Raw genomic sequence first — 10,975 nt, 5'->3', positions numbered from 1 at the left:
ACGTATTTTGGCCCAAGGCAAAGCTCGCATATTCATCGTTGGATGGACATCGCGAGCCCGTGCTAGGGCGCGCCGCGCTGCCGTTTCCGTCGTCGGATGCAATCGCCAATACAGAACTGCAGGGCGAGCGATCAGCGCTTGTCCGCCGGATGACTGCTGGTCGTCGAAGGGATGCGGGCGATGACCTTGATCTCGAACTCGAAGCCGGCAAGCCAATTGACGCCCACTGCCGTCCAGTTCGGGTAGGGAGGTGCGCCGATCTCTTCCGCCCGGACGGCCAGCACCGTTTCGATCTGTTCGTCCGGGTTTGTGTGGAAGGTGGTGACGTCGACGACGTCGTCGAAGCTGCACCCGGCGGCGGCCAAGACCGCGCGCAGATTGGCGAAGGCCCGCCGAACCTGATCCTCGAATACCGGCTCGGGCGAGCCGTCCTCACGGCTCCCGACCTGACCCGACACAAAGAGAAGATCGCCGGAGCGAATGGCCGCGGAATATAGATGAATATCGTATAACGCGTGGCGTTTGGCCGGATAGATGGCGTCACGTGCAGGCATTTCGTGTTCCTTTCTGTCTTGATAGCGGGAGCGGACCGGCAGCGGGCCGGAGCCGGGGGAATCTATCGAGGATCAACGGGCGGAGCTGCACGACGGAGCCATGCAGCTGTGGAGCGGCGGGACAGGGTGGGTCATAGCCGCGCCAGCTCCTCGTCGGTGAAATCCGCCGCGACGGCGACGTCCTTCTGCCGGTCGAGTTCCTCGATGCGCCCGCCGAGAGCCCTGCGGATGCCGGCATAGGCCTCGGCACCGAGCACCAGCCGCTTCGGAAGCGGACCATCCTGATCGGCAAGCCTGATCATTGCGTCCGTCATGCGCTCGGGGTTGCCCTTGATCACCCAAGAGCCACGGAGCGCCTCGCGGATCTGACCGGCGGGTGTTCCCTCATAGGCCGCGAGCGGCTTGGTCCGCGCGAGATTGCCGCCGAACCCGGTCCGCGCCGGCCCAGGTTCCACAAGGGTGAACTCGATGCCTAAGGGAGCAGCCTCCTGCGCCACGGACTCGACGAACCCCTCGATACCCCACTTGGTCGCGTGATAGAGGCTGAAAGCCGGATAGGCGATCTGGCCTCCCTCGCTCGATACCTGTAGAATCCGGCCGCCACCCTGGCTGCGCAGATGCGGCAACGCCGCCCGGATGAGTGCGATCGAGCCGATGAGATTGGTGTCGATGATGTCCCGAACCTGCACATCGCCAGCCTCTTCCGCCGCGCCGAGCAGGCCATAGCCAGCATTGCTGACGACGATGTCGATCCGACCGGATGCGGCGAAGGCGCGGTCGACCGCGGCGCGGACCGAGCTCTGGTCCTTGAGGTCCATTGCGACGATGCGGAGCCGTTCTGGGTAGCGTGCACGCAGGTCGGGAAGTGCGTCCTCGCTGCGGCTGGCACCGCCGACGCGGTCCCCCCTGATCAGGGCCTTCTCCGCCAGCAGCCGGCCTAGACCGGACGACACACCCGTTATGAGCCAAGTCTTTGCCATTTCCCGTATCTCCAATTGATCCAGGCACGAGATAGGGCAATCGCATTGCGCGCATTAGCCGTTGAAATCGGCATGAGATGATGCAAAATCCCCATCAATGCCCCGCCCGTCGCTCAACGATCTCACCGCCTTCGTGGCCGTTGCCACACACCGCAGCTTCCGCCGCGCAGCGGACGAGATCGGCACGGCACCTTCCACATTGAGCCATGCGATCCGTGCGCTCGAGGAACGCATGGGGGTGCGCCTTCTGAACCGCACCACACGCAGCGTCTCGCCGACAGAAGCCGGGTTCCGGTTGCTCGATCGCCTTCAGCCGGCGCTCGCCTCGCTGGACGAGGCGCTCGACAGCGTCGCGGGGTTCCGGGGCAATGTCGCGGGCACGGTCCGCATCAACGCACCGCGATTGGTGGCCAGGCTTCTCGTTCGCTGGGTTCTTCCGCAGATGGCGGCGCGCCATCCGGACGTGACCGTGGACATCGTCGTCGAGGGGCGGCTCATCGATATCGTGTCCAGCGGGTTCGATGCCGGCGTGCGCCTCCTCGGATCTGTCCCCAAGGACATGATCGCCGTGCCGTTTGCACGCCCGTTGACGTTCATCTGTGTCGCCTCGCCCGGCTATCTCGATCGCTTCGGCGACCCGGGAACGCCCGAGGGATTGCAACGCCACCACTGCATCGGCCATCGTATGCCCAGCGGCAAATTCTATCGATGGGAGTTCGAACGCGCCGGCCAGGAACTCGTGATCGACGCAAACGGTTCCATCGTCCTCGATGACGAGGAGCTGATGGTCGAAGCCGCAATCGAGGGTCTGGGCATCGCCTATGTGGCGGATTGGGCCGCCGGAGGGGCCATATCCGATGGCCGGCTGCGTAGGGTCCTGACCGCATGGATGCCCGCTCCGGAAGGGGTCGCGGTCTACTATCCCGGACACCGAACCGTGCCGCCGGCACTGCGGGCTTTTCTCGATGTCGTGAAGGACGTGCGAAAGAAAGAACCTCAACTCGATCAAAGAAGCAGCAATCCGGGCAATCGTAGTGCAGAAGGAGGTCCGGCATGATTTCTCGCTTCTGCCGATCGGCCATCAGTCGATCTAGCTTACAGCCGATTGCATAACGCAATCAGAACCGCGCGGATGTGCCGCGTAAGGAAAGGAGGTGGGTATGGCTAAGCTCGTGTTCGGAATGAACCAGTTCCTGGACGGCTACGTCGACCATATGGCATTTGCGCCAAGCCGCACACTCTTCCGCCACTTCATCGAGGAGGCTCAGGGGCAGGCGGGCAGTGTGTATGGTCGCCAAATGTATGAGGTCATGCGTTACTGGGACGACGATCATCCTGAATGGGATGCAGAGCGACACGCCTTCGCGGCGGCGTGGCGGAACCAGCCGAAATGGGTCGTCTCGCGCTCGTTGAAGTCGGTTGGCCCCAACGCCACGCTTGTTGAGGATGATCTCGAGGGCGCAATCCGGGAGCTGAAGGCCGAGCGGGACGGGGAGATCGAAGTTGCTGGCCCGGACTTGGCGCAAAGCCTCACCGAACTTGGCCTGATCGATGAGTATCGAATCTACCTGCACCCCGTCGTGCTTGGTCGCGGCAAGCCATATTTCGCCGGACCCCGGCCGCCGCTCCGCCTTATGACTAATGACCGGATCGGCGAGGATGTGATCAGGTTGACCTACGTCCCTGCTTAATCTCGCGATTCGCCGGATGGAATGGCCACCGAAGTCTGGTTAGGTTGGGCCTAAAGCGACGGGAATCGCGTGAGTCTCTTCTGTGTTCGCCTGATGAAGTCCATCATGAGGGAGAGTGCTGGTTCGGCATGCGTCTCGAGCAGGAAATGCCCGCCGTCGAAAATATGAGCCTCCATACGTGGCAGATCCTGCATCCAGGACAGCGTTTCGGCGATATCGAAATAGGGCTCGTGACGGCCCCACAGCATGAGCGCCGGCGGTTGACATTTTTCTAGATAGCCGGCGATCGCATCGAAACGCGCGGCGTGGTTCTTATAATCGGCGATGAGCGCGCGGTGGGTCTCCATGCGGCCGGGAAGATTCATCACCCTCCAGTCCTCGACCCAGGGTTCGCCTTTGATCGTGGCGGCGACCTCCTCCGGCAGACCGCCCGTATATTGCTCGCGCGTGAATTCAAAGGTCAGGTCGGGGGTTGCGGCCGCTTCGTTCTCTTTTGTCGGTTCTGACCAGAACTTCAATGCGGCGTCCCACAGGGGCCCGAAGCCTGTACGATGTGCGTTTGCGTTCTGGATGATGAGGCCCGAAACCAGATCGGGCGCTTGCATGGCGATCTGCAGGCCCACAGCGGTGCCCCAGTCATGCACGTAGATGAAGCGACGCCCGATCACGAGGTGGGCCAGCAATTCGGAAATTGCCTCGCTGATCCCGGCAAAAGAGGGTGTCGGCGGAACGTCGGACTGGCCATGGCCCGGGAGGTCGGGCGCGATCACATAGGCGACGCGCGCCAAGCCAGGAATTACATCGCGAAATGTTCGCGATGAGCTCGGGAAGCCGTGCAGGAGGAGCAAAGCGGGGTTGGATGGATCGCCCGCAGTGACGTAGGCAAGCTCGGTTCCACCGGAGAGACGCATTCGTCGTTGGGCGGGCGGGCTCATGTCGAGATTCCGTTTTGCTGTCTAGAACCGGAGTTCAACTCAGACGAGCGGCGCGAGTTCCCGACGTTGCCGAAGAGCGTCGGCCGGTCTTCTCATGCTCGGGCCGTCCGCGCGGCGACCGGCCTGGGCGAGTACTGTTCTGAGATGCTTTTGGCGCACCAAGGATGAGGATGACGGTATCGCGACCTTGCGGCGACGAGGATTATCGCCGCCAGAAGGGCTTGGCGATCTCTGCCTCGACCTGCCGTCTCGTCAGACCGATATCGTCGATCAAATGAGGATTGTCTTTCGACATTTGCTCAAGTTCCCAGCGAAAGCGCTTCCGCTCGTCCCAGGCCGCGACAATGCTTCGCAGGGTCGCCAGGCTGTAGTGCCGACGCGACATTTCCGCCGCTGCCTGATGCCGGACCGATGCAAGGGTATCGTTCATAGCAACCTCCATATGGTTTGAAGGTCCGGGGACCCTCGACCTGAAAGAGGCTGAATTCTGCAGGATACGAACAGCGTCGTAATTAAGCTCTCCCAAATAGTTCTCAAAACTTCCAAACGGGCTATAAATGCGCCGCATGCAGGGATCGCGCTTTGCCTTTGGTCCGTTCGTGCTTGATTCCGGTGCGGGAACGCTGCTTCGCAACGATGTTCCCGTTGCCGTTGGCTACCGCGGGCTAAAGCTACTTGCGGCGCTCGTTGGACGGCCCGGCGAAATCCTTGAGAAGGCCGAGTTGATGGACGCGGCGTGGCCGGGCACCGCCGTCGAGGAAGGCAATCTCACCGTCCAGATCGCGCAGCTGCGCAAGCTGCTTGGTCCGGCCGCGGACGGCGGCGAATGGATCGCCACGGTTCCGCGCGTCGGCTACCGCTTCACTGGGGCCGTCGAACAGCTCGGTGGCGCGAAGCGAAAGCCTTTGCCGCTGCCCGATAAACCATCGATAGCCGTGCTGCCCTTCGTGAATCTCAGCAACGATCCCGAGCAGGAATCCTTCGCGGATGGGTTGACCGAAGATCTGATCACCGACCTGTCCAGGATCTCCGGCCTGTTCGTCATCGCACGCAACTCGGCCTTTGCCTACAAAGGAAAGGCGATGGCCGTGCGCGAGATCGCTGAGGACCTTGGCGTGCGATACCTGCTGGAGGGGAGCGCAAGACGCGCTGCAGGGCGCGTGCGCATCAACGCCCAGCTGGTCGACGCGGTGAGTGGCGACCATCTATGGGCGGAACGCTTCGATCGCAGCCTGGAAGATATCTTTGCCGTTCAGGACGAGGTCACCGGCAAGATCGTGGAGGCGTTGCTCGGCAGGCTGCGCGCACCGCCGCCGCGCAACCGGCCCAAAAATCTCGAGGCTTACGATCTCTGCGTGCGGGCGCGCAAGCTGATGGATGATTCGCCGCAGACGGCGCGCGAAGCGCATCTGATGCTCACCCGCGCGGTTTCGCTCGATCCGGAATATGCCGAGGCCTATCGCTGGCTTGCCATGAACCACTGGATGGGATGGGTGCATTCCGGCGGACCAACCGAAACATCCCGTAGCGTTGCTTTGGAACTGGCGCGCAAAGCCGTGGCGATCGACCCCAACGATGCCGGCTGCCGCTGGGTTTTGGCTTACTTGCTTGCCTATGAGCGCAGCTTCGCCGAGGCGGATGCGGAATTCGCCAAGGCGATCGAGCTGGACCCGAACGAGGCCGATGCCTGGGCGGCATTATCCGACATCGCGGTCCTGGCCGGACGGGTCGAGGAGGGCCTTGAGCACATTCGCAAGGCATTCCGGCTTAACCCGTTTCCGGCAAGTTGGTACTACCTGGCGCTCGGCCAGGCGCAATATGCGGCCGGCGCATACGAAGCCGCTGTCGAGACACTGCGCAGGGACGAGACTTATCGTACGAGCTCGCGCCGTTTCCTGGCGGCAAGCCTTGCCCAATTGGGCCGGCTCGACGAGGCGCGCGCAGAGGTCGAACTGTCCTCGTCGGCAACCCGCATTTCACCACCCGCCACTGGGCCACGACGGAGCCATTCCGCGATGCCGCGACGCTCGAACATTTCGTTGATGGCTTCCGCAAGGCCGGTCTTCCGGAGTGACGCGCCGGCGTGGCCTCCTAGGCTTTCGCACTGTTCGTGGGACCTATTCCTCAAAGCGACTCGTGGCGTCACGATCACGCTCGTATCGTCTCGTGAGCGGAAACGGCGGCAACCAGGACTCGCGACGGATGATCCAGCTTTCGTAGGTCGGCATCAGTTGGTCAGGGGCATCCAGGGATCCCAGGTTCACTTCGATTTCGTCTGCGGTGCGACCGAAAATTGTAGAGCCGCAGCGGGGACAGAAAAACCGCCCGGCGTAGTCGCGCGTCTCGCCTTCGACCGTCACCGCATCCTGGGGGAACACCGCGGAAGCGTGGAAAAGGGCCCCATGATGCTTGCGGCAGTCGAGACAATGACAAATGCCGACCCGGTATGGGAGTCCCGACACCACAATTCGGACGTTGCCGCACAGGCAACCGCCAGTGAATCGGTCCATGCTGCATCTCCTCTAAAATCAAGCGGTCGGAATGGCTACAACGAACGGCACTGTCATTGCAATTGCCCCGCTGCGGGCGGGGACGCGTCGTCTAGCGGCCCTCGCCCACCCTTGCCGCCCTCTTATTGGAACGAAGCGGTCCTTTCGCTCTTGACAAATATAATCGTCAACGGCATTGACAGGAAAGCTTGTCAATATGAGGGCTGCATGCTCGATATCGAGGTCATAGATCGGCCAAGCGCGGCCGCCGCCGCGTTGGAGCCGGTTCGGAGTCAGCTCCTCTCGGAACTGCGGGAGCCCGCCTCGGCCGCTGCCCTCGCCACACGCCTCGGTCTCAAGCGGCAGAAAATCAATTACCACCTGCATGCTCTGGAGGAGCACGGGCTTGTCCAAGTTGCAGACACGCGCAAGTGGGGTGGCTTGACCGAGCGGCTCATGGTGGCGAGCGCCACAAGCTATGTCGTCTCGACGAGCGCACTGGGTCCGGTCGGCGCCGATCCGGACCGCACCGCCGACCGCTTGTCGGCAAGCTACCTCATCGCGCTCGGCGCTCGGCTGGTGCGGGAGATCGGGGCCCTCCAGCGCGCCGCCACGGATGCCGGCAAGCGCTTGGCGACCTTGGCGATCGACACCGAAATCCGCTTCCGCTCCGCCGCCGACCGCGCCACGTTCACGCGTGAACTGGCTGAGGCCATCACCACGCTGGCGGCACGCTATCACGACGAAACGGCACCGCAGGGGCGGTCCCATCGCCTTGTCGTGACCGCGCATCCTTCACCTTCCAATCCGCAAGGAAAGGACGTTCAATGCCAGTAAAAAAAGATTCTGCCGGCAATCGCTCGGTCGAGGCGCAAGTGGATGTCCCCGGTACACCGGAGCACGTCTGGAACGCGATCGCAACGGGACCTGGAATATCTCAATGGTTCGTGCCGAGCGAACTCGAAGGCCGCATCGGAGGAACCAGCGTTTCGCATTTCGCTGCCGATAGAAGCATGGATTCGGTCGCCACCATCACGGCTTGGGAGCCGCCCAAGCGGTTTGTCGCAGAAGCACCGGGTCAGTCGGGAACGGTAGCGACGGAATGGACCGTCGAGGCGAAGTCCGGCGGGCTTTGCACCGTTCGCGTTGTCCATCGGTGGTTCGCGACTTCTGATGATTGGGATGATCAGTTCGAAGGCCACAGCTACGGATGGATCGCCTTCTTCCGCCTGCTCCGCCTCTACCTCACGCACTTTCCCGGGCAGCACGGCTCGGCTTTTCAGCTCTTGGTCCCGTCCTCTCAAGCTTCAGCCGATGCATGGCGAAAGCTGGTTGAACCCTTGGGCCTGGCGAATGCGATTGAACAACGGCGCGTGGCTTCGGACACGCGGGCATTCGAGGGTGTCGTCGAACGAACAGGGCCGCAGGACCATCCCGAGTTGGTGGTCCGGCTGGACCAGCCCGCGCCGGGCTTCGCGCACCTCTTCGCCTTGCCGATGGGCGGGATGACATTCCTTTCCGTGCGGTTTTTCCTCTTTGGCGACGATGCAGCGAGCGTTGCAAAACGGGAGGAGCCAAGGTGGCGAATTTGGCTTGAAAAGCATTTCCCAACTCCGAGCGAGTAGCGCTCCAGCGGAAACGTAGTTGTCAGTTTAATCAACGCTGCGCGGCATTAAATCTACCCTACAGCACACCCGCCATGGCAGCCGACGAAGCTTTCCGAGCTATGATTACCGTCTTAGTGCGGGCAGGCCGCTGTGGTGCTTTTGCGCAGTAGGCTCCACTCCTGCAAGCAGATCGAAAAGCCATGCCACACCCGCATCCATCATTGCGACCTTGGGAGCGACGGCGTTGAGCCGGAAGCCGGGCAACGGCAACGGGGCATCGAGGCTCAGGACGCCGAAACGCGCCGCATGCATGGTAACGAACCGCCGCGGCAGGGCCGAAATGAGATCGGTCTCGGCGATGACCGCAAGCGCGAACATGAAGTTGGGAACAGTCAACGCGATCCGTCGTGCCCGGCCTTGCTTGGCCAGCTGTTCATCCACGAAGCCATAAGGATCGCCACTGTGCGAGACCACCAGATGCTGCATGTCGCAGTATCGCTCCAGGGTCGGATCACGCGCGAACGGATGTCCAAGGCGCATGGCAATTACAAAGTCTTCTTCGTAGATGCAGCGCTTTTCGAAGCGAGGCGGGATGTTATCAGACGGAATGATCGCGATATCGATGGCGTGCGCCTCGAGATCGACAATCGCGCTTCGCCACACGCGGGCCGGAGAGGGCAAGAGCTGACGCACGCCGATTTCGAGGCGTGGCGCAATCCGGCTGAGTTTGCGAGAAGCGGGCGCAGGATCACGGCTGAGACACCGTCCGGCGCGCCGATTGCGAACCGGCGCACCGCGGTGGAGGGGTTGAAGGGTGCGGCAGTCGCCATGACGCTGCGCACGCGCGCCAGAATATCGGCGATCGGTGCGGCCAGTTCCGTCGCACGCGCCGTCGGCACGACGCCCTTGGGTGTTCTTAGGAATAGCGGATCATTGAGGAGCCGGCGCAACCGGCCGAGCCCGTGACTAACAGCCGATGGAGTCAGATTAAGCCGGTCCGCAGCCCGGCCCACGTGGTGCTCTTCGAGCACGGCCTCGAAGAGGACGAGGAGATTGAGATCGGCGCGTGAAAGATCAATTCCGTTCAGCATGTTGCTGAAATCATATCATTGGCTTCATCAAGATCAACATGCAATTCTGCCGGTTGAGCGGTGCATCGCTCGGACGAACGCAGCGGGAAAACAGCCATGTCGGTGATGACGATTTCCGAGGTCGGGGGACAGTCGCCGCAAGGGTATGATGGCATGCTCGCCCTCGTGGGTGGCGCTTTGAGGCAGGCGCCGGGCTTCATCATGCACGTGTCGCACCCGGTGGCAGCCGGCTGGCGGATCGTCGAGGTGTGGAACTCCCAGGAAGACGCGACGCGCTTCTTCGCTGCTCATATCGCGCCGAACCTACCGGATGGCATCCGGCCGAAGCTGTCCTTCCAGCCGCTGCACAGTCTTTTGAAGCCCTGACGGAAAATGCCGGCCGGTCGAAAGATGTGAGATCGCATCGGCTCGACCGATGCCAGCGGCCTGCGCCTGCGGATAGGTACAAACATAGGAGAAATTCTCATGCCAGTTTCACGACGTTCAGCACTCGCTGCAGCGGGCGCCGGTCTCGCGTCGCTTGGGATCACGAAAGCTACGAGCGACTCTGCCGTTGCCCATCAGGTCTCCATCGCCGACGAGGAGATTGCGACGCTCATCAGGCAGACCGCCGAAGCCAACGCGGCGCTGATGCGCGGCGACATCGCCCGATACCGTGCGTTGATTGCGCTCACCGATGACTTCACGCTTATGTCGCCTTTCGGCGGAAAGCCGACACGCGGCGTGGAGATGACAAGCGAACGCTGGGAGGCAATGGGGCGTTTCTTCAAGAACGGCACGCTGGAACAAGAGCTGGTCCAAGCCTATGCCGCGGCCGACATGGTGGTTCTCGCGCTCATCGAGCGCGCCCATGGCGAAGTCGGCGGTCTGCCGGCCCAGGACTGGCCGCTGCGCGTCACCTTGGTCTATCGCCGCGAAGGATCCGAATGGCGGCTCGCGCACCGGCACGCTGACCCGCTCGCCCGGGGTATCAGCCTAGAGCAGGCGGCCGCGCTGGCCCGCTGACTCGCCGCTGAAAGTCCACGCCAGACCAACGACGCTCTGACAGCTCCGCGCGTTCTGTTTCAGGCTGCCGTTTCGACCGGTAGGCCGGCGGCCTTCCATTCGGGATAGCCGTCCTCGAGTCGACGGACGAGGTAGCCCCGCTCCCGCAAGGCGGCGACCGCTTCGAACGACAGAACGCAATAAGGGCCGCGGCAATAGGCGATCACTTCCCGATCCGCCGGTAGCTCGCCCAAGCGACGCTCCAGCTCGGCCAGCGGGATGTTGAGGGCGCCTGGAAGATGCCCAACCCCAAATTCATCCTCGGGGCGCACGTCGAGAACCGTGACCATGCCGTCATGCAGCCTCGAGACGAGGTCGTCTCGCGACACCGGTTCCATCGCATCGCGAGCGCGGAAATAGTCGACCATGACGCGGCCGATTTCGGCCACGTTTCGCTCGCCGACCCGGCCGAGCGCCTTGATCAGCGCCACCACCTCTGCATCGCCGGCAAGACTATAGAGCACGTGCTTGCCGCGGCGCTGCGTCTCGACGAGCCGCGCCCGCCGCAGGATCTGCAGATGGCGCGACGTATTGGCGAAACTCAGATGGGCTCGCGCGGCGAGGTCCTCGACGCTGCGCACCCC

Annotated in this window: 12 protein-coding genes and 2 pseudogenes; 7 read left to right on the top strand and 7 right to left on the bottom strand. The window is 62.7% G+C overall.

What is annotated here, in order from left to right:
• Nucleotides 1-131 precede the first annotated feature (131 nt).
• Both EOA85_RS15925 and EOA85_RS15920 read right to left on the bottom strand, forming a co-directional pair.
• A complete protein-coding gene (locus EOA85_RS15925; protein ID WP_127210247.1) occupies nucleotides 132-554 on the bottom strand; it encodes a RidA family protein in 423 nt (140 codons plus the stop codon).
• A gap of 131 nt (nucleotides 555-685) precedes the next feature.
• On the bottom strand, nucleotides 686-1,534 hold the full coding sequence (locus tag EOA85_RS15920) for an SDR family oxidoreductase (RefSeq protein WP_127210246.1): 849 nt from the start codon (nucleotides 1,532-1,534) through the stop codon (nucleotides 686-688).
• Between the two features lie 97 nt (nucleotides 1,535-1,631).
• Here EOA85_RS15920 and EOA85_RS15915 point away from each other — a divergent pair, with 97 nt between their 5' ends.
• Entirely contained in the window at nucleotides 1,632-2,591 is a 960-nt protein-coding gene (locus tag EOA85_RS15915; RefSeq protein WP_127210244.1) for a LysR family transcriptional regulator, read from the top strand.
• A gap of 103 nt (nucleotides 2,592-2,694) precedes the next feature.
• A complete protein-coding gene (locus EOA85_RS15910; RefSeq protein WP_127210242.1) occupies nucleotides 2,695-3,225 on the top strand; it encodes a dihydrofolate reductase family protein in 531 nt (176 codons plus the stop codon).
• Between the two features lie 50 nt (nucleotides 3,226-3,275).
• On the opposite strand, the gene EOA85_RS15905 is transcribed toward EOA85_RS15910, so the two are convergent.
• Together EOA85_RS15905 and EOA85_RS15900 are read right to left on the bottom strand one after the other, a co-directional pair.
• The gene (locus EOA85_RS15905) at nucleotides 3,276-4,160 is read right to left on the bottom strand and encodes an alpha/beta hydrolase (protein WP_127210240.1); all 885 of its coding nucleotides are present in this window, start codon (nucleotides 4,158-4,160) and stop codon (nucleotides 3,276-3,278) included.
• Nucleotides 4,161-4,362: 202 nt separating this feature from the next.
• On the bottom strand, nucleotides 4,363-4,590 hold the full coding sequence (locus tag EOA85_RS15900; protein WP_127210238.1) for a DUF1127 domain-containing protein: 228 nt from the start codon (nucleotides 4,588-4,590) through the stop codon (nucleotides 4,363-4,365).
• A 127-nt stretch (nucleotides 4,591-4,717) separates the two neighbouring features.
• Between EOA85_RS15900 and EOA85_RS15895 the strand changes: the two are divergent.
• Nucleotides 4,718-6,234: pseudogene (locus EOA85_RS15895) on the top strand (winged helix-turn-helix domain-containing tetratricopeptide repeat protein).
• Between the two features lie 43 nt (nucleotides 6,235-6,277).
• On the opposite strand, the gene EOA85_RS15890 reads toward EOA85_RS15895, so the two are convergent.
• Complete coding sequence (locus EOA85_RS15890; protein ID WP_127210236.1) at nucleotides 6,278-6,670, bottom strand: GFA family protein; 393 nt, start codon at nucleotides 6,668-6,670, stop codon at nucleotides 6,278-6,280.
• Between EOA85_RS15890 and EOA85_RS15885 the strand changes: the two genes are divergently transcribed.
• Together EOA85_RS15885 and EOA85_RS15880 are read left to right on the top strand one after the other, a co-directional pair.
• A complete protein-coding gene (locus EOA85_RS15885) occupies nucleotides 6,563-7,486 on the top strand; it encodes a helix-turn-helix domain-containing protein (protein ID WP_127210234.1) in 924 nt (307 codons plus the stop codon). The two genes, EOA85_RS15890 and EOA85_RS15885, sit on opposite strands and share 108 nt — an antisense overlap.
• The gene (locus EOA85_RS15880) at nucleotides 7,477-8,274 is read left to right on the top strand and encodes an SRPBCC domain-containing protein (RefSeq protein ID WP_127210232.1); all 798 of its coding nucleotides are present in this window, start codon (nucleotides 7,477-7,479) and stop codon (nucleotides 8,272-8,274) included. Before EOA85_RS15885 ends, EOA85_RS15880 begins: the two co-directional genes overlap by 10 nt.
• Before the next feature lie 105 nt (nucleotides 8,275-8,379).
• Here the strand turns inward: EOA85_RS15880 and EOA85_RS15875 are convergent.
• Nucleotides 8,380-9,347: pseudogene (locus EOA85_RS15875) on the bottom strand (LysR family transcriptional regulator).
• A gap of 96 nt (nucleotides 9,348-9,443) precedes the next feature.
• Here EOA85_RS15875 and EOA85_RS15870 point away from each other — a divergent pair.
• On the top strand, nucleotides 9,444-9,713 hold the full coding sequence (locus tag EOA85_RS15870) for a hypothetical protein (protein WP_127210230.1): 270 nt from the start codon (nucleotides 9,444-9,446) through the stop codon (nucleotides 9,711-9,713).
• 99 nt (nucleotides 9,714-9,812) lie between these two features.
• Nucleotides 9,813-10,352, top strand: coding sequence for a nuclear transport factor 2 family protein (locus tag EOA85_RS15865; RefSeq protein WP_127210228.1), 540 nt, complete (start codon nucleotides 9,813-9,815; stop codon nucleotides 10,350-10,352).
• A 59-nt stretch (nucleotides 10,353-10,411) separates the two neighbouring features.
• Here the strand turns inward: EOA85_RS15865 and EOA85_RS15860 are convergent.
• The coding region (locus EOA85_RS15860; protein WP_127210226.1) for an ArsR family transcriptional regulator at nucleotides 10,412-10,975 on the bottom strand (564 nt) is incomplete at its 5' end.

The sequence above is a fragment of the Mesorhizobium sp. M5C.F.Ca.IN.020.29.1.1 genome (genome assembly GCF_003997375.1).
Classification (GTDB): Bacteria; Pseudomonadota; Alphaproteobacteria; order Rhizobiales; family Rhizobiaceae; genus Mesorhizobium; species Mesorhizobium wenxiniae.
This window is presented reverse-complemented; position numbering and strand designations above follow the sequence as displayed.

Excerpts from the sequence above, each read along its gene's own strand:
- EOA85_RS15925 (WP_127210247.1), bottom strand. The coding sequence starts at position 554 with ATGCCTGCACGTGACGCCATCTATCCGGCCAAACGCCACGCGTTATAC.
- EOA85_RS15920 (WP_127210246.1), bottom strand. The coding sequence starts at position 1,534 with ATGGCAAAGACTTGGCTCATAACGGGTGTGTCGTCCGGTCTAGGCCGG.
- EOA85_RS15915 (WP_127210244.1), top strand. The coding sequence starts at position 1,632 with ATGCCCCGCCCGTCGCTCAACGATCTCACCGCCTTCGTGGCCGTTGCC.
- EOA85_RS15910 (WP_127210242.1), top strand. The coding sequence starts at position 2,695 with ATGGCTAAGCTCGTGTTCGGAATGAACCAGTTCCTGGACGGCTACGTC.
- EOA85_RS15905 (WP_127210240.1), bottom strand. The coding sequence starts at position 4,160 with ATGAGCCCGCCCGCCCAACGACGAATGCGTCTCTCCGGTGGAACCGAG.
- EOA85_RS15900 (WP_127210238.1), bottom strand. The coding sequence starts at position 4,590 with ATGAACGATACCCTTGCATCGGTCCGGCATCAGGCAGCGGCGGAAATG.
- EOA85_RS15885 (WP_127210234.1), top strand. The coding sequence starts at position 6,563 with ATGATGCTTGCGGCAGTCGAGACAATGACAAATGCCGACCCGGTATGG.
- EOA85_RS15890 (WP_127210236.1), bottom strand. The coding sequence starts at position 6,670 with ATGGACCGATTCACTGGCGGTTGCCTGTGCGGCAACGTCCGAATTGTG.
- EOA85_RS15880 (WP_127210232.1), top strand. The coding sequence starts at position 7,477 with ATGCCAGTAAAAAAAGATTCTGCCGGCAATCGCTCGGTCGAGGCGCAA.
- EOA85_RS15870 (WP_127210230.1), top strand. The coding sequence starts at position 9,444 with ATGTCGGTGATGACGATTTCCGAGGTCGGGGGACAGTCGCCGCAAGGG.
- EOA85_RS15865 (WP_127210228.1), top strand. The coding sequence starts at position 9,813 with ATGCCAGTTTCACGACGTTCAGCACTCGCTGCAGCGGGCGCCGGTCTC.